This is a genomic window from Pseudomonas sp. 2822-17 (assembly GCF_002742485.1).
GTDB lineage: Bacteria > Pseudomonadota > Gammaproteobacteria > Pseudomonadales > Pseudomonadaceae > Aquipseudomonas > Aquipseudomonas cyclaminis.
Genome location: NZ_LJRZ01000441.1, coordinates 112,912 through 136,896 on the forward strand (window position 1 = coordinate 112,912; position 23,985 = coordinate 136,896).

At 59.4% G+C, this 23,985-nt stretch carries 19 protein-coding genes; 13 read left to right on the plus strand and 6 right to left on the minus strand.

Annotated features, from left to right (window positions below):
* Nucleotides 1-57 precede the first annotated feature (57 nt).
* Nucleotides 58-1,095, minus strand: coding sequence for an Ldh family oxidoreductase (locus tag AOA60_RS15800; protein ID WP_099585225.1), 1,038 nt, complete (start codon nucleotides 1,093-1,095; stop codon nucleotides 58-60).
* 179 nt (nucleotides 1,096-1,274) lie between these two features.
* On the opposite strand from AOA60_RS15800, the gene AOA60_RS15805 reads away from it, so the two are divergent.
* From AOA60_RS15805 to AOA60_RS15840, 8 genes are all read left to right on the plus strand, one after another.
* Complete coding sequence (locus tag AOA60_RS15805) at nucleotides 1,275-6,413, plus strand: DUF6543 domain-containing protein (RefSeq protein WP_099585226.1); 5,139 nt, start codon at nucleotides 1,275-1,277, stop codon at nucleotides 6,411-6,413.
* 133 nt (nucleotides 6,414-6,546) lie between these two features.
* Nucleotides 6,547-7,542 (plus strand): FecR family protein, encoded by a 996-nt coding sequence (locus tag AOA60_RS15810; RefSeq protein WP_099585227.1) that lies wholly within the window; start codon nucleotides 6,547-6,549, stop codon nucleotides 7,540-7,542.
* A 327-nt stretch (nucleotides 7,543-7,869) separates the two neighbouring features.
* Nucleotides 7,870-8,319 (plus strand): hypothetical protein, encoded by a 450-nt coding sequence (locus AOA60_RS15815; RefSeq protein ID WP_099585228.1) that lies wholly within the window; start codon nucleotides 7,870-7,872, stop codon nucleotides 8,317-8,319.
* Nucleotides 8,319-8,867: an adhesin gene (locus tag AOA60_RS15820; RefSeq protein WP_099585229.1), complete on the plus strand. Its 549-nt coding sequence runs from the start codon at nucleotides 8,319-8,321 to the stop codon at nucleotides 8,865-8,867. Before AOA60_RS15815 ends, AOA60_RS15820 begins: the two co-directional genes overlap by 1 nt.
* A gap of 67 nt (nucleotides 8,868-8,934) precedes the next feature.
* Nucleotides 8,935-9,681, plus strand: coding sequence for a hypothetical protein (locus tag AOA60_RS15825; RefSeq protein ID WP_099585230.1), 747 nt, complete (start codon nucleotides 8,935-8,937; stop codon nucleotides 9,679-9,681).
* Between the two features lie 62 nt (nucleotides 9,682-9,743).
* Nucleotides 9,744-10,424 (plus strand): C39 family peptidase, encoded by a 681-nt coding sequence (locus AOA60_RS15830; protein WP_099585231.1) that lies wholly within the window; start codon nucleotides 9,744-9,746, stop codon nucleotides 10,422-10,424.
* A 38-nt stretch (nucleotides 10,425-10,462) separates the two neighbouring features.
* Nucleotides 10,463-11,206 (plus strand): hypothetical protein, encoded by a 744-nt coding sequence (locus AOA60_RS15835; RefSeq protein ID WP_099585232.1) that lies wholly within the window; start codon nucleotides 10,463-10,465, stop codon nucleotides 11,204-11,206.
* A 49-nt stretch (nucleotides 11,207-11,255) separates the two neighbouring features.
* The gene (locus AOA60_RS15840) at nucleotides 11,256-12,563 is read left to right on the plus strand and encodes an autotransporter outer membrane beta-barrel domain-containing protein (protein ID WP_099585233.1); all 1,308 of its coding nucleotides are present in this window, start codon (nucleotides 11,256-11,258) and stop codon (nucleotides 12,561-12,563) included.
* 335 nt (nucleotides 12,564-12,898) lie between these two features.
* Here the strand turns inward: AOA60_RS15840 and AOA60_RS15845 are convergent, their stop codons facing one another.
* Nucleotides 12,899-14,221: a sigma-54 dependent transcriptional regulator gene (locus AOA60_RS15845; RefSeq protein WP_099585234.1), complete on the minus strand. Its 1,323-nt coding sequence runs from the start codon at nucleotides 14,219-14,221 to the stop codon at nucleotides 12,899-12,901.
* Nucleotides 14,222-14,577: 356 nt separating this feature from the next.
* Here AOA60_RS15845 and AOA60_RS15850 point away from each other — a divergent pair, with 356 nt between their 5' ends.
* The gene (locus tag AOA60_RS15850; protein WP_099585235.1) at nucleotides 14,578-14,838 is read left to right on the plus strand and encodes a hypothetical protein; all 261 of its coding nucleotides are present in this window, start codon (nucleotides 14,578-14,580) and stop codon (nucleotides 14,836-14,838) included.
* Nucleotides 14,839-14,907: 69 nt separating this feature from the next.
* On the opposite strand, the gene AOA60_RS15855 is transcribed toward AOA60_RS15850, so the two are convergent.
* Genes AOA60_RS15855 through gnd form a run of 3 tightly spaced genes read right to left on the minus strand, consistent with a single transcriptional unit; the run spans nucleotide 14,908 to nucleotide 18,232 of the window.
* Nucleotides 14,908-15,732, minus strand: coding sequence for an HAD family hydrolase (locus AOA60_RS15855; protein WP_099585236.1), 825 nt, complete (start codon nucleotides 15,730-15,732; stop codon nucleotides 14,908-14,910).
* Nucleotides 15,729-17,252 (minus strand): glucose-6-phosphate dehydrogenase, encoded by a 1,524-nt coding sequence (gene zwf / locus AOA60_RS15860; RefSeq protein ID WP_099585237.1) that lies wholly within the window; start codon nucleotides 17,250-17,252, stop codon nucleotides 15,729-15,731. The genes AOA60_RS15855 and zwf overlap by 4 nt, the downstream gene beginning before the upstream one ends.
* Nucleotides 17,249-18,232: a phosphogluconate dehydrogenase (NAD(+)-dependent, decarboxylating) gene (gene gnd / locus AOA60_RS15865; RefSeq protein ID WP_099585238.1), complete on the minus strand. Its 984-nt coding sequence runs from the start codon at nucleotides 18,230-18,232 to the stop codon at nucleotides 17,249-17,251. Before gnd ends, zwf begins: the two co-directional genes overlap by 4 nt.
* Nucleotides 18,233-18,503: 271 nt before the next feature.
* On the opposite strand from gnd, the gene AOA60_RS33050 reads away from it, so the two are divergent.
* The 4 genes from AOA60_RS33050 (at nucleotide 18,504) to AOA60_RS15880 (ending at nucleotide 23,298) form a co-directional block, all read left to right on the plus strand.
* Nucleotides 18,504-18,683, plus strand: coding sequence for a DUF6026 family protein (locus AOA60_RS33050; RefSeq protein WP_256592840.1), 180 nt, complete (start codon nucleotides 18,504-18,506; stop codon nucleotides 18,681-18,683).
* Nucleotides 18,684-18,843: 160 nt separating this feature from the next.
* A complete protein-coding gene (locus tag AOA60_RS15870) occupies nucleotides 18,844-20,601 on the plus strand; it encodes a phosphoethanolamine transferase CptA (RefSeq protein ID WP_099585239.1) in 1,758 nt (585 codons plus the stop codon).
* A gap of 113 nt (nucleotides 20,602-20,714) precedes the next feature.
* On the plus strand, nucleotides 20,715-22,943 hold the full coding sequence (locus tag AOA60_RS15875; RefSeq protein WP_099585240.1) for a TonB-dependent siderophore receptor: 2,229 nt from the start codon (nucleotides 20,715-20,717) through the stop codon (nucleotides 22,941-22,943).
* Nucleotides 22,944-23,088: 145 nt separating this feature from the next.
* Complete coding sequence (locus AOA60_RS15880; protein WP_099585241.1) at nucleotides 23,089-23,298, plus strand: hypothetical protein; 210 nt, start codon at nucleotides 23,089-23,091, stop codon at nucleotides 23,296-23,298.
* A 98-nt stretch (nucleotides 23,299-23,396) separates the two neighbouring features.
* Here AOA60_RS15880 and AOA60_RS15885 read toward each other — a convergent pair whose 3' ends face one another.
* A complete protein-coding gene (locus AOA60_RS15885) occupies nucleotides 23,397-23,891 on the minus strand; it encodes a GNAT family N-acetyltransferase (protein ID WP_099585242.1) in 495 nt (164 codons plus the stop codon).
* Nucleotides 23,892-23,985: the final 94 nt, after the last annotated feature.

The following is a 23,985-nucleotide window of genomic DNA, read 5'->3' on the forward strand; positions in this document are numbered from 1 at the left end:
GGACGTATTGACACCCCGCAATCTGCGGGGCCGCCAACGCAGCCTCACAGCCTCTGCTCAGTCCATCACCAACGCCTGCAATTGCGCCAAGTCCTGAGCCTGTAGCTCAATTCCCGCCTCCAACGACCTCGCCCGTGTGCGATGACGTCGATCACCGGGCAACCGTCGCAACCCCGCCGCATGCATCTGCCGCACCAGTTCCTGGCTGCGCTCGGCAAAATTCTGCCCCGCGGTTTTGCTCGGGTCGATCACGATCAGCAACTGCCCGGTCCACGGCGTACGCGCCCCCGGATGATCAGCCCAATTGAATTCAAAGGAGAAGTTGCCGCCAGTCAACGCCGCCGCCAGCAGCTCGACCATCATCGACAATGCCGAGCCTTTGTGGCCGCCAAACGGTAGCAACGCGCCGCCTTCAAGCACGGCTTTAGGGTCGGTGGTGGGTTGGCCGAGGCTGTCGACGCCCATGCCCGGCGGTAATCGCTCGCCTTTGCGCGCGGCGATCTGCACGTCGCCGTGGGCAATGGCGCTGGTGGCCAGGTCGAACACAATCGGGGCACCGTCGGCACGCGGCGCGGCAAAGGCGATGGGGTTGGTGCCGAACAACGGCCGGTCGGCGCCATGGGGCACCACGCAGGTCATGCTGTTGACCACACTCAGCGCCACCAAGCCCTCTTCGGCGAAGGGTTCGACGTCTGGCCACAGGGCCGCGAAGTGGTGGGAGTTATGGATCGCCATCAATGCGATGCCGGCACTGCGCGCCTTCTCGACCAGCAGCCCTCGCGCCACAGCCAGGGCTGGCTGGGCGAACCCATTGCACGCATCGACGCGCACAAAGCCGGACGCCACGTCAGTGACCACAGGCACAGCCTTGCCGTTGACCCAACCGCTGGCCAGGGTGCTGAGGTAACCAGGGATGCGGAAGACCCCGTGGCTATGGGCGCCGTCGCGCTCGGCGCTGGCGCAATTGTGCGCCAGGATCGCTGCAACCTCGGGTGAGGTGCCGTGCTTGATAAACACCGCGTGCAACAACCCCACCAGGTCGTTGAACTCAATCAAGGCAGTGGCATGTTCAACTATCGGGGACTGGGCAGACATCTGTAGCTCCGATTTTATAATTGGAAGAGACAACAACAATCCAGACCGTCGATTAAACAACGCCTGCCGTGCTTGCTGTCAACGGCTGCTTGCGAACCCACCCAGTTATGTACCGCCAAGCACTCTGTGGCAGCCCCTACCTTGAGGGCTTACTACCCGCCACGTTGGAGACGCGTACCATGGCGCACATCACCCCGCCGTACTTTCTCGATGAATTCCTGCGTCCGGTAAGGCGCAAAACCCCCACGCAGCGTGAGCGCGCGCTGGGGCTTACCGTCAAGGACCTCGATTGGCTGTTCACGCTGTACGGCGCCAACGACGCTGCACGCCAGAACCCGGCCATGCACAGCTACCCGATGCGGGTGGAACGCTTGTTGCTCAACCCCACGGGGCAATCCGCCATTGCTCTGGCCGGCGCATTTATGATGAGCCCGACCCCTGACGATAACAAAGCCGTGCTTTACACCCCTTATGGCGGCCTGGAGCTGTTCGAGAGCCGCGCCTTCCTGCTCAGTGAATTGCAGGAGCGCCTCACGCAACCCGAGCAGCGCGTCGATTTGCTGCGGTTTCTGGCGATCAGCGAGCGTGATCTACTGCCGGTGACGGCACGCCCTACCGTGACCGCTGAAGTCATCCTCGGCGCGGTGATGCATGACCAGGAGCAGGCCATCCTGGCCGCGCAACAGAAAAACGTCGCGTGGATGCTCGACGAGTTGCGCAAACTGCCCAACCTGCACAGCATGCTCGACACCTTGCTCGGCATCATGGCGCGGTCCTATTTTCCAGGCCTGAACCAGGCGGATACCCGGGTAAACTTCTTCAGCCTCGCCTCGGCCGGGGAGAACAGCCGCTGGGTCGCCTCAGACCCTCTGCGCGACGTGCTGTTGCGGTTCTATGTCAATCAAGCCTGGCCAACGGATCAAACCCACACGTTTTTCAACTCCAAGCATGACACCCGCGCTTTTACCCAGGAGCAACTGATCCAGGACCAGCGACGCTGGGACAGCGTGGTCGAACAAACCAGCGGTATTCTCGCGAAGTTACTCGGCAGCCTGCTGCAAACCTATTGGAACGAAGATATCAACGCGGGCAATTCACGCCTGAAGCTGTTTGCCGAGGTGATGAGTGAAAAATTTCGCGCCGACCTGCTGTTCAAGCACCAGGACGAGATCCTGTCCACTGAGGAAAGCCAATCGCTGCGAGCCGTGCTCCTCCCGAACCAGGCCGCCAGGACCGAATCTGCCCGCCACCTGCGCATAGAAAAGGTGCAGGTTCACGCGCCCTATCACCACTATGTCGAGCTGGCCAGTACGCTGATGATCAGCAACTCCCACGCGTATCTCTATACCCAAACCCGCGGCCTGCAGGTCCTCAAGGACCTCGATGATCTCAACGCCACGCTGCTGGCCATGCTCAAGGCCGCAGGGCATGAGGACGAACTGCTCAACTTCCTGTCGCTGGACGAACGCAGTCTGTTTATTGGCATGAACCAGATCCAGGTCACCGGACAGCCTATCGCCGGTAACGTATTCCAGGACATGCTCGACGGCATCGTCGCCAAGCAGCTAAGTAACCTGGAACATGCGCTGGGGCTCTATCGACGCAGCGCCAGCGACATTGACCTGGCGGCGCTGCTCGACCATGCACTGGATGTGCGCACCATGCTCGACAGTCGCTTGCTGGAGCAGGATGCCGGTGGGCGCTGGACGGTGCACCCCGTCAACCTGGGCAATGGCCGCCCCACCACCGTGCGGGCGGAGCAGGCCAAACGCAAACTGCAGACCTTGCTGTCCATCGAGGACGCAATGGCCTTGAAGCGCAAGCAGTACATAACACTGAGCGAGCTTGCGGCCCACGCGCTGGAGGTCGTGTTGACCAAAAAGCACTTGGACCTCAAACCCGCCGAGGTCTACATCAACACCTACGCCACAGCGGCGCAGGAGCGTGAGTTACGATTGCCGCAGACCTCTACCAGTATGGTCACGCACTTCATCAAACGCGTGGTCCACAAAGCCTCCGCCCTGAAGAATTCCCCCCACACCTGGTTCTACGGCCCCCGCCGCGAAGGCCGCGCCAACAAACTGAACAACCTGACGGTCGATAGCTTCAATGCTGTGATTGATCAGGCCATGAAGACGTTCACCCAGCACGACCTTCGCCAATTGCCGCACCAACTGCTGGAAAACAACCAGGCGCACCTTAGCTACGCGATGTTACAGGGCTTGAGCGGCGAGGCTGAACTGAGCCGGCTGTACAAGAGCTTGTCACCGGGCAATCTTGCCCTGCTGGCCAGCGTGCTCAACCCTGACAGTCTGCGCAGCCGCCAGCACCGCCATGGGCTGAACGGTTTTCTGCCGGATGCCTTTGGCCTGACCCTGAACCTGGGTGCCACTCTTCAGCCCCAACCCCTGGCCAATTGTTTTGTACTGACCGAACGGGGCGGCCTGGACCCCGTTCATTCCGGGGCCGCATTGCTGTGGACGCCGCGTTGCGGTTTTGAGGCCTTTGCGTCAATCAGGGCCTTGCGCGAAGCGCTGGAACAACGTTTGCAGGATCCTCTGAACCGTTTGTACCTGATAGAGAACCTCGCGGTGTCCAGGCGGCTACCCCATCAAACCTATCGGCTCGGGCCGCTGCAACGTATTGATGATCATGTGCTGAACAATCGCCAACAGACCTACAGTGATCTGGTACGGGACGAAATTGACCATCTGCTTTTGATGAATCTGGGCGCAAAACGCTTTCAGGAGTGTATGGACGCGCTGATCCGCCGAGCACCGCCGTCCAACCTCCCCAGGGCGATCAGCATGGCGCGCGCTATGATCCGCCAGCAGGAATTGCCGGTCTGGCTGGGCCTCGCCCGGCCCGACGAGCAAATTCTGCAGGCCGAACTGCTCGAACAGTACCGCCTCGCCGCGCTGGACGAGCGCGACTACCTTCACAGCATCACGCCTATGCGCGAACACGCGGTGAGCAGCCTCTCGACTCTGCTGGCTAAGCGGTTCCCAGGGCAATTGGTCAACCCTGACAACATACTGATCGCCGGCCGTATCGGCCTTGAAGGCAACGCGCTGAGCCTGACGGACTTCGCCCTGCGGCACTTGCCTGAACTGCGCGCCGACGAAATCCGGCTACGATCGCGCACCGCAATGCCACTGCCCGACACACTCGATGGCAACGCCATAGAGCAATTGGTTCGACAGCTCGACCTGAAAAGCCATTTTCAACAACAGCTGACCACTCACCTCAAAGGCCAGAGCGAGGACACCCGCAAACGCCGGCACTTGTTCTGCCGGCAGCTGCCGTGGCAACTCCTGCAATACGCCCACCAACTGAAACTGGACGAGCGACTGTCCGCATCGGCCTGGGGCTTCATCGCGCAAGTCTTTGATATGCCCGATGGCGTGGCACGCGCCGCCGTGAGGGGTGTGACGGCAATCATTCGCCCCCTGGAATTGATCGCCACCGCTGGCGCAGCAAAGGCCAAGGCGCTGGGCTGCTACCTGATCGGTCCTGAGGCCGGTGCTTCAGGTCCGTCGGTCCTGTATGCGCCTTGCAGCGCCACACATTTATTGAAGGAGTACGCCAATGAAGCCGCGCTCCTCAATGAGTTCACCAGCCCTGGAGCCCTGCAGGAGTGGGTCGTCGGCCAGTTGCAGGCGCCGCATCAAGCCACGTATCGCAATTTGCTACGCCAACGCTGGGGCCGCAAGCCTTCGGACATCCATCTGGGCGCGTCCCCGATCACGGGCAACCTGCTTGAGCAACTGTTCAAAGACAACATCGAGCAGCTGTTGCAGATGCTCGATCGCCAGTTCACCCCGTCGGGCAAGACCCAGTGGGATGCGGTTACCAGCCTGCTGACCAAAGGGATCCACAACAGCCTGCAATTTCTGCCGGGTAAACTGGCCTACCCAATGGTGGTGTGGCGCAGCTACAAACTGTTCCTTGCCTCCGCAGAAAACCTGCAGCAGCACCGCTGGCAAAACGCGCTCAGAACCTTTGCCGGCGGGGTGGCCGAGTTGGCCTCGTTGCGCAAGGGGCTGGATGCGCTCTTCCCGCCGGCCTCGCCTGCCCAGGAAAGCACCACCCTGGAGCAACGCCCCCCGGCGGCGACCAGCCTGGCCGAGCTGGGTCTGACGGCGCCGGGGCGTACACAACTGAACGCGTTTGAAGCGCGTGACGTAGCACTGGTTGACCTGGAAAAAAGCGCGCAGACCCACGTTTACGCGGACAAAACCAACACCCGCCACTTCGTGCCGTTGGCGGGAAAAGTCTATCCGGTGAAAAAAGCCGGTGAGCACTGGTGCCTGAGCCAGGCCGAGCAACAGGGTCCCTACGTACAGTCCAATGCGCAGGGTGAGTGGACGCTGGACCTCGACCGCCACCACCCGCGCTACGGCAAAACCCTGAGTCGCTACTCATACAACTTTTTCAACCGCATGGCGGTACGAGAAGCCATCAATATTGAAGCAGTGGGCATACGGGCGATCGCTGCGTTATCCAGTTGGAAAGCGCAATGCATTAATGAGGCGCTCAATGTCGCGACGTATTATGCCGTCACCGCCAAACGCAACCTCCTCCACTTCGCGACGCTGCGCGCTCCCGGCAGCCGGCTCGGGCGTTTTTTCAGTGAGTTGTTCGGCATTGTCACGCTGACGTCCGAACAGTTGCAGAGAGTCGAGCGGCGGGTCGACGAGGTACTTGATGAGTTGACTAACCACACGCTCATCGGCCCCGACTCCATGCGGTTTGTCAGCGGCACCCATCGCCTCGACCGCCATACCAACTTTGCCTTTGTACTGCCCGATGACGCGGACCACAAAATCTACCTGCTGGACCGTTTCTTCGACCCGCCCATGGACATCTACCAGAACCGCTTGACCACGCCGTTCAACCTCTCGGCCCATGCACGGGCAACCACGCTGATTCACGAGATAACCCACATCAAGTCCTTGACCGAAGACTTGGCTTACCTGGACAGCATGCGACCGTTCCCGGACCTGATAAACGTCAACATCAGCGGGTCCAGCGCCATGAAAACCGACTTGACCGACTTGCGTGAAAACGCGCTGTCCCTTTCGACCCCCATCTCGATGCTCTTTCGGACCTGGGACGCCTTTACCCAGGAGTGGCAGGACTTCAGCAGCGACAACAAGAAAAAAGTGCTGAGCAGCACCGGATGCAGAACCCTTGAAGATGCCCGCACAGTCTTCATGAGCAACAGCGACAAGCGCATAGACACCATCCTGGCCAACGCCGATTCCGTGACCTGCATGATCACTGAACTGGGGCGTGTACTGGATGAAGGCGCCTGAGCGGCGCGGGGGTCATACGAACATTTTCGGGCACGCCCAAACGAGAATGGCTTCCAATTGATGTGCAATCGCCATGATGGCTGTTCTCGCGGTCCACCCTGGGGGTTAGAATGTGGGAAATCAGGATGAGTTAATGAGCGAAAAGTCCCTTTCAGAAGCCGAATATGACGCCATCACCGAGGCCGCCGCGCATTGGTGCATGCGCCTGCACGCGGGTGATTGCACCCCGGCGGAGCGTCAGGCTTTTTCGCACTGGCACGATAGCCACCCGCTGCACGCGTTTGAATACGCGGCGATGCTGGAAATCTGGGACGTCGCCGACCACCTGCCCCGCACCGAACCTATCGCCTGCGTGGTGCCGTTCAAACCTCGCAGTCGACTGCGTACTTACGCCGTAGCCGCTGCGATCTGCCTGGGCGCACTGCCCCTGGCCGCGTTCACCGGTTGGGAAGCGGGTTGGCTGCCCAGCGCCTACGAACGTTTCGAAGCCAGCAATGGTTTACGCCAGGTGACGCTGGGAGACGGCAGCCAGGTGGAGTTGAACCTGGGCACCGAGCTGGTCTACAGCAATTACAAAGACCAGCGTCGGGTCACGCTGAAAAAAGGCGAGGCATTTTTCAAGGTCACCCATGACAGCACCCATCCGTTCATCGTGCGTGCCGGCGAAGGCCAGGTGCAGGTGACGGGCACCCAGTTCAACGTCTGGAAGTATGGCGATCAGGTGCGCGTGATGCTGCTCGAAGGCTCGGTACAGATTGCCAGCGACCAGCAGCACGGCAGCGTTCCCCTGACGCCGGGCATGCAGGCCAGCTATCAACACGGCGATGCCACGCCACGGGTAACGACGATCAATCCAAACGACACCGCCCTGGCCTGGCGCCAGGGCAAGCTGATCCTCGACAACCTGGCCCTGGCCGATGCGCTGCCATTGATCAACCGCTACCTGAACAAACCGGTGATGCTGGCGGATGCCAGCACCGGGGCAATTCGTATCGGCGGCATCTACAACATCAATGAGGTTCACAACCTCATCCCGTCCCTGCCCAAGGTTTTGCCGGTCTACCTGACCCAGAACCAGGATGGCAACCCCGTGCTCAACTCCATCCCGCGTCAATCCCCCAAAGGCTGAGCCTTAGCCACGCACCTGGGCTTTTTCGCGCCTGCTGTGTCCATTTTTGAAACACACGCCTGCTCTGCATCGCCCGTACTGGGCGGATTCATCGATTTGTCATGTGCAGTGTTTCACCGCTGATACAGCCGGGTGAATCGTTTGTGGTACGGCCGCGCGCGCGTGCCTTGGCCGTAGGTGTATCAGCCCTGAAACAGCACTGACATCACTTTGCCCTCGAATAACGTCAACCCATTGAAAAACAACGAAATATAAAAAGCGGCACGGCTTCTGCTCTATCCCTTACAGCGCTGTTTAGGGTCAGCGCGAAGAATAAGGAATGCCGCCGTGATCACACTCACTCAAGGTTCGATGAACGTACTGCTGATCAGCTGTGTACTCAGCGTCGGCATCAGTGTTCCCAGCTTTGCAGGTGACGGCGTGATCGTGACAGGGCGCAACGTGCAGGCTCATATGTACGGCCGCGCCGCCTTCGGTAAAGACCCCTACCCCACCACCGCCAACGCCAATCCCAGCCGCGACATCATCAATGCCACTGGCGAGCTCAGTGATATGGATATCGGCGGGATCAGCAGCGGCTCCAGCATCGTCGGCGCTATCCCGACGAACAACACGCTGACTGGCCTGCATGCCACGCAAAACAGCATGTCCACCCTGGGGGCTGGCTCTGCCGCCGGCCACGGTGCGGGCAGCAGCATGGGTGGGCAGATCAGTGATTCGATCCAGCGCGGCATGGCGCCGCTGAACAACATCGGCAGCATGATGGGGGGCAAGTAATGAACCGTTCCCTGCTCGTGCTCGCCCTGCTGGCCAGCGCCCCGGCCTTCGCCGACAACACCGCGGTGATCAACAACAGCGGCCAACACTACGAAGGCGTGGTGTCGATCAACCAGGCGGCGGGTAATCAGCAACAAATGTCCAACAGCCGCGCCATTGCGCTCGGTGGCCAGGCCACCAACGTCAACCTCCAGCGCCTGGACGGCAGCGTCGACCGGTCCCTGAATGCCAAAGCGGCGATCCAGGGCACCTCTTTCACCAGCGGCAACGGTGTACTGGGCATCAACCAGTCGGCCGGGGCCAATAACCAATCAATCAACGCCGTGCGGATCAGCATCAACCCTGGCCCGCAAAGCATCGATGACAGCGTCCTGTTGCAACAGAACACGACGCAGTTGACCGACTCAGGGCTCACCCCCACCACTGGCAGCCGCCAAGTCGCCACCAGCGACCAGGCCTTCACAGGCAGCCGAGGAGTGATTCAGGTGAACCAGAGTGCCGGGGTGGGGAACCGAGTGGCTAACACCCTAGGCATCACTATCAAGTAACTGCTTGGTAGCACTAGTCAGACCGTACCAACACTTAACCAACTAATTAGAAGCAAGGAGAAACACCATGAAACCTCAAATGGCTCTGAAACCAATGGTTTTCGCTCTCGCCGCACTCATGGCTGCTGCAGCTCAAGCAGGTGGTGGCTGGCACCCTGCGCCTCAACCAACCGGCGTGGTTGCGTCTGTCGTGACCGACGTGCAAAACAGCGCGGGCAACCGGTTTGACGACACCAACACCGAAAACAACGCTTCTGCCGATGGCTCGGTAAACAGCAACAGCGGTAATACCGGTGTTAACGTCCAGTCGGGCAGTGGTAACCAGGCAGACAACTCCGGCGCGATCTCCAGTGCCAAAGGCGACTTTGCAACCGTATTCGCGGTCGTCGATGTGAATCAAAACAGCTTGCTGAATACCTACAGCAACAAAGGCACCCAAAACAACGCCTCCCTGGACAACTCGGTTAACGGTAACTCCGGCAACGTGGGTTACAACGGTCAGGCCGGTCAAGGCAACCAGGGTAAAAACAACCTGGCAATCACCACTGCTGACGGCAAAAACATCGCTGCAGCCGCCAACACCGAGCAAAACTCGCTCGGCAACAGCTACCTCAACACCGCTGCAACCAGCCACGGCTATGGCCATGGCGGCAAGGCCCAATACGTGTCCAACAACTCCAGCCTCGACAACTCGGTTAACCGCAACTCCGGCAACGTGGGTGTGAACCTGCAATCCGGTGCCGGCAACCAAGGCAGCAACAGCCTGTCGATCGGTCAAGGTTGCACTGTCTGCGCCAGCGGCGTGCGCTTCTGATCCAACGGGGCCTTGGCAACAAGGCCCCTTTTTTATTCCAGTGTCCAACAGGTCAGTCGATCATGCGCCTCGCGACCCTCACCCTCCTGATGTTACTCACCGGCCCTGCGTGGGCAGGCACCATGGCCATCTCAGCCATGCCTGGCGGTGCAGTGATCTTCAAGAAGGTCGAGAGTATCCGCGAACGCCGCTTCGCCAACCTGGTGGAACAGAAAACCGATTTCAGCTGCGGTGCTGCGGCACTCGCCACCATCCTGCGCCAGGCCTATTGGCTGGACGTCGACGAAGATCACATCATCAAAGGCATGCTGGTCACTGCTGACCAGGACCTGGTGCGTACCCAGGGCTTTTCCATGCTGGACATGAAGCGCTACCTCGAAAGCATCGGCATGCGTGCCCGGGGCTACAAGATTGGGGCCGACACCTTGGTCACCGTCAAAATCCCTGTGGTGGTACTGCTGGAAATTCGCGGCTACAAGCACTTCGTGGTGATGCAGCGCGCCGACAAGAACTGGGTCTACATAGGCGACCCGGTACTGGGCCATAAACGCTACTCGCACGACGATTTCGTCAAGGGCTGGAATGGCATCGTGTTTGCCGTGCTGGGCGAGGGTTACGACAAGGCCAATGTCTTGCTCGACCCGCCTACCCCGCTGACCGCCAAGAACCAGTTGAATGAGTTCAGGCCCGTAGGCGATGCCGAGCTGATGGATTTCGGTTTTATCCAGAGCGACTTCTTCTAAGAAGCGCAATAAGGGGCAGGATGCTCCAGGAGCAGAAGATGAACACTTCCCGTTGGCTGACGGTCATGTGTCTGGCCGCCTCAATGCCCGCTTATGCTTCATCGGGGTTCAAACCCATCGAACTCAAGGATTCGGAAATGGCCGACCTGCGCGGCCGTTACGTGATGCCGGGGCGAATCATCAGCTTCGGCATTGTCATGAGCAGCACCTGGACCAACGCCGTGGGTGACACCATCACAGGCAAGGCCAACATGCAGGTCGACTCGTCGACCATCACCCCACAATTCTACGTACAGACCACCGGCTCGACCGGCAACGGTACCAACCCGAACACCGGTACCGGCACGGTCACAGGCGGCGCCGGCCTGGGCAGTGGCCAAGGCGTCACCCAGAGCGTGCGCACCGCGGGCGATGGCAACACCGCCTACAACAACGTGGGCATCACCGTCGAGAATGGCTTTGCACCTTCCAACATCGTGCAATCGGGGCAAGTGTTGGTTGCCGGTGGCACGGTGACCGGGGACAGCGCAGCAGGCCGGGTCAGTGTGTCGGCCAACAACGGCGGCCTGCAGATGGCGATCCAGGCCAACCATAACCAGGGCAACAGTGTGCAGCAGATCGGCAGCGGCACGGTGCTGCAAGGCACGGTTTTGACCGGCAACACCAACTTCGTCAACAACATGACCCAGCTCAATGTGGTGATGAACAACAACGGTTTGAACAACGGCGCGCTCAACTGCAATCTGGACCAACTCAAAGGCCTACGTACCCTCGGTTATTGAACTACGCTGACCCTCGTCACTTACGCATTGGAAAAGGACGGCTTACTTCATGCATCGATCGTTATCGCTCCGCGCGGTAGTCTGTTTAAGTACGCTCTTGCCTGCATCCGTTCTGTATGCCGCGCCAGATGCCGATATCGAAACGCTCAAACAGGAGCTTCTGGAACTCAAGCAGCGGTATGACGTTCAGCAAAAAGCCTTGGCGGTCCTGGAACAACGGGTACGCCAGGTCGAAGATCAGCCGGCGGCACCGGCGCCCAAACGCCTGGCCAAATCCCCGGCAGACTTTCAGAAAGCCAGCGGCGCCACCGTCGCAGGTACGGGCGCCGCAGCAGCGTCCGGCGGCGCGGGCGGCGGCGGCGGCAGCTCCTATGGCCAGTCCCTCAAGGACGACTCGGCACCTGCACAAAGTGTGAGCAACCTCTATAACGAAGCCAGCGGCTTTTTTGGCAATGGCAAGTTCAGCTTTGAAACCGGCATTACCTATGCCCGATATGACGCTCGCCAATTGACCCTTAACGGCTTCCTGGCGTTGGACTCGATTTTCCTCGGCAACATCAACCTGGACCGGATCAAGTCCGACAACTGGACCCTGGACCTGACCGGGCGCTACAACCTCGATAACCGCTGGCAGTTCGACGTGAACGTCCCCGTGGTGTACCGCGACTCCACCTACCAGTCAGCCGGAGCCGGCAACAACGGCACCGCGACCTCGGAAGCCTCGGTCACTCGCGACCCGACCATCGGCGACGTCAACTTCGGTGTGGCGTACAAATTCCTCGACGAAACCCCCAACCTGCCAGACGCCGTGGTGTCGGTGCGGGTCAAGGCGCCTACGGGTAAAGAGCCGTTTGGTATCAAGCTGGTCAATACACCCGGCAACGACAACCTGTTCGTGCCGGAAAGCCTGCCTACGGGCAACGGCGTCTGGTCGGTCACGCCGGGGATCTCGCTGGTCAAGACCTTCGACCCGGCGGTGTTGTTCGGCTCGCTGTCCTACACCCACAACTTCGAAGATTCGTTTGATGACATCAGCAGTGACGTCAACCAGAAGGTCGGCGGCAAGGTCAGCCTGGGCGACAGCTTCCAATTTGGCGTCGGCGTGGCCTTTGCCCTCAACGAGAAGATGAGTATGTCGTTCTCGGTGTCGGACCTGGTGCAGCGCAAGAGTCGGCTCAAGCCCAATGGCGGGGACTGGCAGTCGGTGGTATCCAGTGATGCGAACGCAGGGTACTTCAACGTGGGGATGACGATTGCGGCGTCGGATAATTTGACCATCGTGCCGAACCTGGCGATTGGGATGACGGATGATGCGCCGGACTTTACGTTTAGCCTGAAGTTTCCGTATTACTTCTAGGGCGTTTGAGGAATCTGTTGAGCCGCTCTTGATCTTGCTTTAGATCTTGACCTTGATCTTGATCTTAAGCGCCCCGTTAACCACGCTGGCCTCACTCCGGCTTGAATCCGTGGGCCGCCGCAATGGGCCATCCATGGCCCAGTGCGGCTAACCCGGCGTCCTGCCGGGTTACCCACGGATTCAAGCCTGCGTTCGGCCAGCGTGTTTGACGGGGCGCCTGAGATCAAGATCAAGAGCCAAATCAAGAGCAAAAGTCAGCGCCAGCGCAGCAGCGCAATAAAAGGAAAAGCCCCGCAACGATAAGGGTCGTTACGGGGCTTTTCGGTTTACCCGCCCTAGCGGATCTGGTGTTTGTGCAGCAACCGGTAGAACGTTGGCCGGGAAATTCCCAGGACGCGGGCCGCGACGCTCAGGTTGTCGCTGTGCCGGTTGAGCACATCGCACAGCGCCTGGCGTTCGGCGCGGTGCTTGTAGTCTTCCAGTGTAGACAGGGGTGGCGAAATTGCCTGTTCGCTGATCAATCCCAGATCAACGGCTTCGATCTGCCGCCCTTCGGCGAGTACCAGGCCACGGCGCACGCGGTTGGCCAATTCGCGCACGTTGCCAGGCCACGGGTGCTTGCCCATGGCGACCAGCGCGTCTTCGCTGAAACTGCGTGGGCGACGGCCGGTTTCCTGGCTGTAAAAGCGCGCGAAGTGGTTGGCGAGCATCGCGACGTCGCCATGGCGCTCGCGCAGCGGCGCGGTGATGACTTGCAACACGTTGAGTCGGTAGTACAAGTCTTCACGGAAGCGGCCCTGGGCCACGGCGGCCTCAAGGTCGACGTGGGTCGCGGCCAACACCCGCACGTCCACGGGGATGGGTTGGCTGCCGCCGACGCGCTCGACCTGTTTTTCCTGGAGAAACCGCAACAGGTTGGCTTGCAGCTCCATGGGTAGATCGCCGATTTCATCAAGGAACAAGGTGCCGCCGTTCGCCGCTTCGATGCGACCGACCTTGCGCTGATGGGCGCCGGTGAACGCGCCTTTTTCATGGCCGAACAATTCGGATTGGATCAGGTGTTCCGGGATCGCGCCGCAGTTGATCGCGACAAAGGGCTTGGCATGGCGCTGGGACTGGCGATGCAGGGTCTTGGCCACCAGTTCCTTGCCGGTGCCACTGTCGCCCCGGATCAATACCGGGGATTCGGTGGGCGCCAGTTTGGACAGGAGTTTGCGCAACTCACGAATCGGTCGGCTGTCACCGAGCAGTTCATGCCCCTCATCCACCGGGGTGTTGCCCTTGCCGCGCAAGCGCGCCATGCCGAATGCACGCCCCAAGGTGACTTGGACACGAGACACGTCAAACGGCAAGGTATGAAAGTCAAAAAACCATTCGCAGACAAAATCACCGACATTCTGCAAGCGCAGGACGTCCTGGCTAAGCACTGCGATCCACTCGGTGCCGCTGCGGCTAATCAGCTCCTTGACCGCTTCCGGACGTTCCAGGTGATAGGGCTGCAAGCGCAGCAAACCCACGTCACAAGACCGGTCGCCTACCGCCTCCAACGCACAGCTGTCCACCTCCCAACCGGCGGTGCGCAAACCGGGCAATAGCCCATGGCAGTCATCACACGGATCGACCACGAGCAAGCGGCGTTGCGCAGGTGTAACAACCATGACTATTCCTTGGCGTCAAAATTGTTGGTTAGTGGCGACAAAGTTATTTATAAACAATAGCTTGTGACGTCCAGCGCTAACACTAGCAAAATCTTGACACAGGCCTTGTACCGTTTCGCTATAAGTGCGAGCAAAAAGCCAGCATCTGCGGGTTCCGGCAAAAAAGTTATGCCACGCTAAAACCTTCATTCAGCTTTCAAAACAGCTGCTTACATGACGTTAATCAGGAAAGGTTGAAATTTGTTGCTCTAACATGTGACCCGTACCCCGTCATCGTGCATCAGTACAAGTAACCCGCCGCACGGTCAGCCCAACCGCCGGTACTCACTTGAATGGGCATTTAGAGAGAGACCCACATGAACGCCCCGCTCCGCATCAACGAAGCTCTTTTGATCGCAGACCGTGCTTTCCAGCCCTTTCAGTGCGTGGCCTGGCACGATGGCAATGGCGCCCTGAGCCTGAGCGTCGTCGACCGTACCAATACCCGTATCGGCAGCAAACAATTGTCGTCGAACACCTACAGCGACCCGGCGCAATTGGAAGACTTGCTGTTGCAGGCCCGCGCCGAACTCGACAAAGATGGCTACCAGTTGCAGTCGTGGGCCATGCCGAAGTAAGTCGCTACGCCAACTTCCGATCACTGCAAAACACTGATCGGAAGTTGGCTGATTTAAGTTAAGACACTTTTATTGCGCAGCGAGAATAAACCGCTCGATTGCCTCTGCAGCGCCGTCATCGATATTACTGCCGGTGACCACATTGGCCTGGCGCTTGACGGTTTCTTCCGCCTGCCCCATGGCAATCGATAGTCCGGCCACATGAAACATCGCCGGGTCATTACCCCCATCACCGATGGCCGCCGCCTGCTCCAGCGGCACCCCAAGGTGCGCCGCCAGGGTCTTCAAGGCCTCACCTTTATTGGCCAGCATGGCCGTCACATCCAGATAAATCGGTTGCGAACGCGATACTTGCGCCAGGCCTTGCACCTTGGGCTGTAAACGCGCTTCCAGTTCCACCAGTAACTGTGTGTTGTTACTCGCGGCGACGATCTTGTCGATCCGATCCAAATAAGGCTCGAAACTCTCCACCACCACCGGCCCATACCCCAGGCCATGGGTTTCTCGCGGTTCCACCGGTCCCGGCGGGCCGCGGCGCAGCCAGTCACCGTCGGCAAATACCCACGCTTCCACGTCCGGCTCGGCCGAGAACATCGCCAAGGTCACCAGTGCCGCCTCGGCCGGCAGGTGGTGGGCAACCAGAATGCTGCCATCCGGGTTGATCAAGGTGCCGCCATTAAAACCGGCCACCGGCACATCGATCCCGAAGGTCTCGATCAGGTGCAGCATGGCTTTGGGTGGTCGACCGCTGGCCAGGCTGAAAAACACCCCGGCCTCGCGCAACGCACTGACCGCATCAATCGTGCGCTGGCTAAGACTGTGGTCCGGGTGCAGCAACGTGCCGTCCACGTCGCTGAGGATAAAACGGACGGGATGAATCGCGGCATCACTCATCCGAGGCTATGCCACGTGCGACCATCGCGGGCCAGCAACGCATCTGCCGCCGCAGGACCATCCTCACCGGCCTTGTAAGCCTGGATCCCATCATCTTCCTTCCACGCATCGAGGAATGGCTGTACCGCACGCCAGCCGTTCTCGATATTGTCGGCCCGCTGGAACAAGGTCTGATCACCCGTCATGCAGTCGTAGATCAGGGTTTCGTACCCGGTCGACGGCTGCATCGCGAAGAAGTCCTTGTAGGCAAAACCCAATTGGATATTGGCCATATCCAAGGTCGGCCCAGGCTTTTTCGCCAGCAGGTCGAACCACATGCCTTCATTGGGCTGGATCTGGATTTTCAGGTAGGTGGGCTTGAGTTCATCGACCTCGGTGTCGCGAAACTGCGCATACGGCGCCGGTTTGAAGCAGATCACGATTTCTGTGTCACGCACGCTCATGCGCTTGCCGGTTCGCAGATAGAACGGCACGCCGACCCAGCGCCAGTTGTCGATCATCACTTTGAGGGCAACGAACGTCTCGGTGCTGCTGTCGGGCGCGACGTTGGCTTCTTCGCGGTAGCCCGGCATCTGCTTGCCGCCGATTTCGCCCGCTGTGTACTGCCCGCGCACCGAGTTGGCCCGTGCATCTTCCAGGGACCACGGCCGTACCGCACCGATCACCTTGGCCTTTTCACCGCGCACCGCGTCGGCGCCAAAGGCCGCTGGCGGCTCCATGGCCACCATCGCCAGCAGCTGGAACAGGTGGTTGGGCACCATGTCGCGCAGGGTGCCGGTTTTTTCGAAGAAGTTGCCTCGGGTTTCCACGCCAACGGTTTCGGCGGCGGTGATTTGCACATGATCAATGTAATGGTTGTTCCAGAACGCCTCGAACAGCACATTGGAAAAACGGCTGATCAAGATGTTCTGTACGGTTTCCTTACCCAGGTAATGGTCGATGCGGTAGATCTGCTTCTCGCTCATCACCTTGAGCAGGCTGGCGTTCAGTGCTTCGGCGGTGGCGAGGTCGGAGCCAAACGGCTTTTCGATCACCACACGTCGGAAGCTGTCGTCAGTCTCCGTCAACAATCCGGCACTGCCCAGGCGCTGCACCACTTCACTGAAGAAGCGCGGCGCGGTGGCCAGGTAGAACACCGCATTGCCGGTGCCGCTGTCGGCGATCTTCTTGCCGATGTCGGCGTAGGTGCTGTCGTCGAGGAAATCACCCTCGACGTAGCTGATACCTTTGGCCAACTGCGCCCACAAGTCCGGGTCCAACGCATTGTCCGCATTGCCCTTGACCTTGCTTGCGGCCTCGGTGCGAATGAAATCCTCCAGCTTCTTGGCGAAGTCGGCATCGCTGATAGCGTTGTGATCAACACCCACGATGCGCAAGCCATCACCCAGCAGGCCATCACGACTGAGGTTGTACAGCGCCGGCATGAGCAGGCGCTTGACCAGGTCGCCATGGGCGCCAAACAGAAACAAGGTGGTCGGTGGAGCGGGTTCGGCCTTGGGTTTCTTGCCGTTAGCGGTCATTTTTTGGAAGTCTCCACGTGACCACCAAAGCCGAAGCGCATGGCAGACAGCATCTTGTCACCGTAAGTGCTCTGCTGGCGCGAACGGAACCGCGCAAACAACGAGGTGGACAGCACCGGTACCGGCACGGCTTGTTCCATGGCGGCTTCGATGGTCCAGCGGCCTTCGCCGCTGTCGGCAACGGAACCGGAGTAGCCGTCGAGTTTCGGGTCGGTGGCCAGGGCGTCGGCGGTCAGGTCGAGCAGCCAGGACGAGACCACACTGCCACGGCGCCAGACTTCGGCGATATCGGCCACGTTGAGGTCGAAACGCTGGTCTTCGGGCAGGTTGTCCGAGTTTTTGGTCTTGAGGATGTCAAAACCTTCGGCGAAGGCCTGCATCATCCCGTACTCGATGCCGTTGTGGATCATCTTGACGAAATGCCCGGAACCCGCTGGGCCGGCGTGGATGTAACCCTGCTCGGCGCGCTTGTCGGCACTGGCGGAACGGTCCTTGGTGCGCGGGATGCTGCCCAGGCCCGGCGCCAGGGCGGCGAAGATCGGGTCGAGGCGCTGTACGGTTTCGGTGTCGCCACCGATCATCATGCAGTAGCCGCGCTCCAGGCCCCAGACGCCGCCGGAGGTGCCGACGTCAACGTAGTGCAGGCCCTTTTGCACCAGTGCCTTGCCGCGACGAACGTCATCCTTATAGTTGGTGTTGCCGCCATCAATGATCACGTCACCGTCTTCGAGCAGCTCACTGAGTTCATTGATGGTGTTTTCAGTGGGGTCGCCTGCCGGCAACATCACCCACACGGCGCGAGGCTTTTGCAGCCCGGCAACCAGGGCTTTCAAGTCGGAGACGCCCGTGGCGCCCTCCTCGCTCAAGCCTTTGACAAATGCTTCGTTACGGTCGAAAACAACGGTGGAATGCCCATTGAGCATCAGGCGCCGTGCAATATTCCCGCCCATGCGGCCTAGTCCGATAATCCCCAGTTGCATGTGCTGATGCTCCTAACTACTAAATAAATGTGTGACATAGTTTATAGCGCAATGAGGCTAATGAGGGTTAGTCAGGGGCAGATCCATGTAGTTTCATGAGAAAAAGTTGCCATCGTTTCACCATCACGCTAGCAAAAGTCACACGACCGCCAAAAATAAAAAAGTTCCATTGCGCTGAAAAAGAATTCAGAATTGCTTCCGACTGATGCCGAGAACCTCGACTCAAGCGTTCTGGCACACCGCGACACACCGGCTATTTGCGAGGTAAGCAATGAGCACTGCACAGATGACCCGTCCTCCCCAGACCCTCTACGTCACGCTCCGTCGCGATGAACTGCGCCAGTTGAAAGACGAACGCGACCAGTTGCAGCACGAGGTCATGCGCCTGCGTGCTCATATCATTCAAGCCCAACTGGACCAGCCCTCCGGCGCGCAACCTGCGCTCTGCTGAGCCCCGTCATCACTTTGTAAGATAACGGCTACAAAAATCTCACAAAGTTTTCACACGCACCTCCCGATACTCCCGCCCCCAAGGGCCATCCCATGCAAGGGTGGCCTCCGTTGCGCGCAGCCCTGCGCGCGACTGAAAAATTACCGGGTTGGAGCGCTGGATGGCACTGTTCGAACGCAGCACTAAGTCTGCGAAAGGCTTTGATTGGGCCGGTCTTGGCTGGTTATTCCTGTTTTTCTGGTACTTCTCCGGTATCACCCAGCTGCTGATTCAACTCAGCGGCACGTCCGGCTTCAGTGGTTTTCGCCAAGCGTTCTTCATGAGCGCACTGTGGCTTGCCCCCCTACTCGTTTTCCCGCGCCGTACGCGCTTGCTTGCCGCCCTGATCGGTGTGGTGCTGTGGGCCTGCTCCATGGCCAGCCTGGGCTATTTCTTCATTTACCAGCAGGAATTCTCCCAAAGCGTCATCTTCATCATGTTCGAATCGAACATCTCTGAAGCGGGCGAGTACGCCACCCAGTACTTCGCCTGGTGGATCGTGCTGGCCTTTATTGCCCATACCGCCGTGGCGATTTTCCTGTGGACCCGAGTGCGCCCCGTGTACCTGCCACGCGGCCAGGCCCTGGTGGCGGCAACTGCGATCCTGGTGGCCATTATCGGTTACCCGCTGGTCAAACAGATCGCCCGCAGCGACACGATGGACGACGCCATCGACCGCTTCGAATCGCGCATCGAGCCTGCCGTGCCTTGGCAGATGATCGTTGCCTATCGGCGCTACACCGAACAACTCGACAACATGCAAGGCATGCTCGACAGCGCCAGCCAGATCCCGCCCCTGACCAATCTCAAGGACACCATGGCCGGCCAGCCCTCGACCCTGGTGCTGGTCATCGGCGAGTCCACCAACCGCCAGCGCATGAGCCTTTATGGCTACCCGCGCAACACCACGCCGGAACTGGACAAGCTGCGCGACCAATTGGCCGTGTTCGACAACGTCATCACCCCGCGCCCCTATACCATCGAAGCGCTGCAACAGGTGCTGACGTTTGCCGACGAGGAGAACCCGGACCTGTACCTGAAAACGCCGTCGATTGTCAGCGTGATGAAACAGGCCGGCTACAAGACCTACTGGATCACCAACCAGCAGACCATGACCAAGCGCAACACCATGCTCACGACCTTTTCCGAGCAGGCCGACGAACAGGTCTACCTGAACAACAACCGTAACCAGAACGCCCGCCAGTACGACGGCGACGTCCTTGCGCCATTCTCCAAGGCCCTGGCCGATCCGGCCGAACGCAAGTTCATCGTGGTGCACCTGCTTGGCACCCACATGAGCTACCAGTACCGCTACCCGCCGACCTTCGACACGTTCACTGATCGCCAAGGCGTGCCGGCGGGTATCAGCGATGACCAATTGCCCACCTACAACAGCTACGACAATGCGGTGCTGTACAACGACTTCGTGGTGTCGAGCCTGATCAAGGATTACGCCAAGACCGATCCAAACGGTTTCCTGCTGTACCTGTCGGACCACGGCGAAGACGTATTCGACTCCGCGGGCCACGCCACGCTGGGACGTAACGAAGGCAAACCGACTGCGCCGATGTACACCATTCCCTTCATGGCCTACGCCTCGCCAAAATGGCGCGAAACCCACGACTGGAGTTTCGCAAGCGACCTGCAACGCCCGTACACCAGCTCACAGCTGATTCACACCTGGGCCGACCTGGCCGGGCTGAGCTTCAATGAACTGGACCGCAGCAAAAGCCTGGTGAGCGACAGCTTCAAACCGCGCCCACAGCTGATCGGCAATCCATATATGCGCCAGCAGAAAGCCTTGATCGACTTCAGCCTGATCAAGCCGAAGAAGGTAAATCCGACCGATGTGGTGCTTCAGGAAGCGCCGGGCTTGTAACAGAAAGATAACAATCATTCTCGTTTAAACCTAAAGTTCCTCCCCTCCTTTCGTCTTTGAGCCAAGGCCTTCCCTTTCCGGGTGGCCGCAAAGACGACAAGGAGTCTTCCGCGATGTTCGCGCCCTTTACCCGTTCCCTGACCTTCACGCTTGGCCTGTGCAGCGCCGCATTGAGTCCGGAGCTGCTGGCTGAAACCGCCCCCGAACAGACCCCGCTCGAACTCGGCGCCACCCGGGTCACTGCCGATGGCCTCGGCGCCACCACCGAACACACCGGGGCCTACACCACCGGTTCGATGAGCACCGCCACCCGCCTCAACCTGTCCGTCAAGGAAACCCCGCAATCGATCTCGGTGATCACGCGCCAGCAGATGGATGATTTCAATCTCAATACCTTGACCGACGTGCTGCGCCAGACCACCGGTATCAACGTGCAGCACAATGACTCCGACCGTGTGTCCTATTCGGCCCGGGGTTATGGCATCACCAATTATCAGGTTGACGGGATGCTCAACACCTTCGGTTACATGAAGTCTGACGCCGACACCATCATCTACGACCATATCGAGGTCGTACGCGGCGCTACTGGGTTGACCACAGGTGCCGGCGACCCTTCGGCCACCATCAATATGGTGCGCAAACGCCCCACCGCCCAATGGCGGGCGAAAACCGGCATCAGCGCAGGCAGCCATGACAACTACTACAGCTACGTGGACGTGGGCGGCCCGCTGGCGTTCGACGGCAAGTTGCGCGGGCGCACGGTGCTGGCTTACCGCGACAGCCAATCCTTCCGTGACAACTATGGTCTGCAGCGGGCGGTCGGCTACGGCATTCTCGAAGGCGATCTGTCAGACGACACCGTGCTGGCTGTAGGTTTCGATTACCAGAACAAACAAGTCCAGGGCACTTCCTGGGGCACCGTGCCCTACTGGAACAGCCAGGGCGGCAAGGCCGGGCTGTCGCGCTCCACCAATATGGCGGCGCACTGGAGTTCCTGGCCGCTGACGGACAAGACTACCTTCGCCACCCTTGACCATCGCCTGGGCGGCGATTGGCATATCAAGGCCGCCTACACCCATCGTCAGAGCGACACAGATGGCAAGGTCTACTACGGCGGCTCAGGCTTCCCCAACGACGACCGCAGCGGCATGGCCGCCTGGGCGAGCCACATGCGCGGCACTTCGCGCATGGAGGCCATCGACCTCAACCTGGCCGGCAGCTATCAATTACTGGGCCGCGAACACGCGCTGATGATGGGCTATGGCGAGGCCGCGCAACGCGATAGTTCGCCGTTTATGCGCGACAACATTCCCGCTGGCTACTACAGCATTGAAGACTGGAAATACATGGGCGCGATCGCCAAGTTCGGCGACACCGTCACCGACCTCAAAGGCGAACACAGCAGCAAGCAACAGAAGGCCGGCTACCTGGCCACGCGACTGAGCCTCGCCGACCGCCTGCATGCGGTGCTGGGCAGCCGCTATGGCAGTTGGGAGCTGAAAAGCGCCGCTCCTGAATACGATGACAACGACCAACTGACCGCCGCCGGCAAAACCAGTCAGACCCACAATGACATGTGGACTCCCTACGCCGGGCTGCTGTACGACATCTCGCCGGAGTACACCGTCTACGCCAGCTATACCGATATTTTCAAACCCCAAAGCCTCAAGGACGCCAACAAGAAGTACCTTGAGCCGGTGGTGGGCAGCAACTACGAGGTCGGCATCAAGGGCAGCGTGCTGCAAGAGCGCCTGAACCTGGCGGCAGCGTATTTCTGGAGCACCCAGGACAACGTTGCCGAGCGCGACTACACCGTCCCACGCAACCCAGCGACCGGCGAGGAGTACTACAAGTCAGGCGGCAAAGGCAACAAGGTGAACGGCTTCGAACTGGAAGCGTCCGGGGAAGTAATGCCCGACTGGAACCTCACGGCCGGCTACACCTACACCCATTCAGTGAATGGCTCTGGCAAACGCAACAACACCGGGCAACCGCTGAACCTGCTGAAGGTGTCCAGCGCTTACCGGATGCCGGGCGCATGGCGCAACCTGACCGTGGGCGGCGCAGTGAACTGGCAGAGCGATATCTACGACTTCAGCAATCGACCGACCGGTGAGCGCGACAGCGACGGCGACATGATCACCACCCGAGCAAAAATCACGCAGCAGGCCTACACCGTGGTCAACCTGATGTCCCGCTATCAGTTCGACGACCACGTTTCAGCGTCGCTTAACGTCAACAATTTGTTTGATAAAAAATATTACGAGCGTGTCGGCTTCTATAACGGCGTGTACTGGGGTGATCCACGCTCCATTACCCTTGCGCTGGACTGGAAACTTTAAAGCCCCCCATCCGAAGTTAACCAAATCGTTAACTTCGGATATTGCTCGGGTTAATTCCCACTTAATAAGATCACTCCACAATCGCCCCATGAATCTGCTCAAGGACAGAACGGATAAAACGATCACACTTAATGAGAATACCCCGATGAAACTCTCGACCTTGATGCTTGCCAGCCTGATGACCCTGGCCTCCGCCGCCGCGTTTGCAGAGGATGGCTCCGAGCGGATGAAGGAGTACTACAACAACTTCACCTTCACCCAGCAGAGCGTTCACGGCACAAATGAACAAACCGCTTCCGCCGACGGCAAGACGTCAAAGACCAGCACCACCGATCAGGAACAACCGAAGAGTTAATTAATGTTTAGTTAATCCGCAACACCCATGGCCATTCCGCTCCATTGGCCAATGGTTTATTGGGCGCCATTTAATGGCGCCCTTTTTTTGCCTGTTATTTATTGAAGCGGTTTGTTCCAGAACAACATGCGGCCATGGGCTGCATCAAACTTCGAATCATCAAAACCGAACTTTCGATACGCCGACTGGGCGACAGCATTACCCTCAAGCACCTCAAGCGTGATTTTGCAGCAGCCACGCTGGCGGGCAATTTCCTCGACCTTCTGCAGCATTTTCTGACTCAGGCCCAGGCCGCGAAACTCATTCATCACCGCCACGTCATGAATATTGACCAGTGGCCGGCAGGCAAAGGTGGAGAACCCCTCAAAACAATTCACCAGCCCTGCCGGCACACCGCCGACAAACGCGAGAACACTGAAGGCGTGCGGGCGTTTTGCCAGTTCTGCCGGCAGTTGCTTCAACAGGTCAGCGGGCAGGCCATGGCCACCGCCCATCGGGTCTTCGGCGTAGTGGTTCAGCACGTGGCCTATGGCTTCAGCGTGCACGGGGTTGGTGTAGCTGGCTTGCAGCACCAGGATATCTGGGGTTTCCATTGCCTTCCTCGATTCACGACAACAAGGGAACCGGCTCCCTTTGAGGGGCACGATTGTAAGCGCGGAGTCGGCGGTAGATGAAGGAGATTAACTA

Excerpts from the sequence above, each read along its gene's own strand:
- AOA60_RS15850 (WP_099585235.1), top strand. The coding sequence starts at position 14,578 with ATGAACGCCCCGCTCCGCATCAACGAAGCTCTTTTGATCGCAGACCGT.
- AOA60_RS15800 (WP_099585225.1), bottom strand. The coding sequence starts at position 1,095 with ATGTCTGCCCAGTCCCCGATAGTTGAACATGCCACTGCCTTGATTGAG.
- AOA60_RS15870 (WP_099585239.1), top strand. The coding sequence starts at position 18,844 with ATGGCACTGTTCGAACGCAGCACTAAGTCTGCGAAAGGCTTTGATTGG.
- gnd (WP_099585238.1), bottom strand. The coding sequence starts at position 18,232 with ATGCAACTGGGGATTATCGGACTAGGCCGCATGGGCGGGAATATTGCA.
- AOA60_RS15835 (WP_099585232.1), top strand. The coding sequence starts at position 10,463 with ATGAACACTTCCCGTTGGCTGACGGTCATGTGTCTGGCCGCCTCAATG.
- AOA60_RS33050 (WP_256592840.1), top strand. The coding sequence starts at position 18,504 with ATGAGCACTGCACAGATGACCCGTCCTCCCCAGACCCTCTACGTCACG.
- AOA60_RS15845 (WP_099585234.1), bottom strand. The coding sequence starts at position 14,221 with ATGGTTGTTACACCTGCGCAACGCCGCTTGCTCGTGGTCGATCCGTGT.
- AOA60_RS15820 (WP_099585229.1), top strand. The coding sequence starts at position 8,319 with ATGAACCGTTCCCTGCTCGTGCTCGCCCTGCTGGCCAGCGCCCCGGCC.
- AOA60_RS15805 (WP_099585226.1), top strand. The coding sequence starts at position 1,275 with ATGGCGCACATCACCCCGCCGTACTTTCTCGATGAATTCCTGCGTCCG.
- zwf (WP_099585237.1), bottom strand. The coding sequence starts at position 17,252 with ATGACCGCTAACGGCAAGAAACCCAAGGCCGAACCCGCTCCACCGACC.
- AOA60_RS15810 (WP_099585227.1), top strand. The coding sequence starts at position 6,547 with ATGAGCGAAAAGTCCCTTTCAGAAGCCGAATATGACGCCATCACCGAG.
- AOA60_RS15880 (WP_099585241.1), top strand. The coding sequence starts at position 23,089 with ATGAAACTCTCGACCTTGATGCTTGCCAGCCTGATGACCCTGGCCTCC.
- AOA60_RS15855 (WP_099585236.1), bottom strand. The coding sequence starts at position 15,732 with ATGAGTGATGCCGCGATTCATCCCGTCCGTTTTATCCTCAGCGACGTG.
- AOA60_RS15830 (WP_099585231.1), top strand. The coding sequence starts at position 9,744 with ATGCGCCTCGCGACCCTCACCCTCCTGATGTTACTCACCGGCCCTGCG.
- AOA60_RS15885 (WP_099585242.1), bottom strand. The coding sequence starts at position 23,891 with ATGGAAACCCCAGATATCCTGGTGCTGCAAGCCAGCTACACCAACCCC.
- AOA60_RS15825 (WP_099585230.1), top strand. The coding sequence starts at position 8,935 with ATGAAACCTCAAATGGCTCTGAAACCAATGGTTTTCGCTCTCGCCGCA.
- AOA60_RS15875 (WP_099585240.1), top strand. The coding sequence starts at position 20,715 with ATGTTCGCGCCCTTTACCCGTTCCCTGACCTTCACGCTTGGCCTGTGC.
- AOA60_RS15840 (WP_099585233.1), top strand. The coding sequence starts at position 11,256 with ATGCATCGATCGTTATCGCTCCGCGCGGTAGTCTGTTTAAGTACGCTC.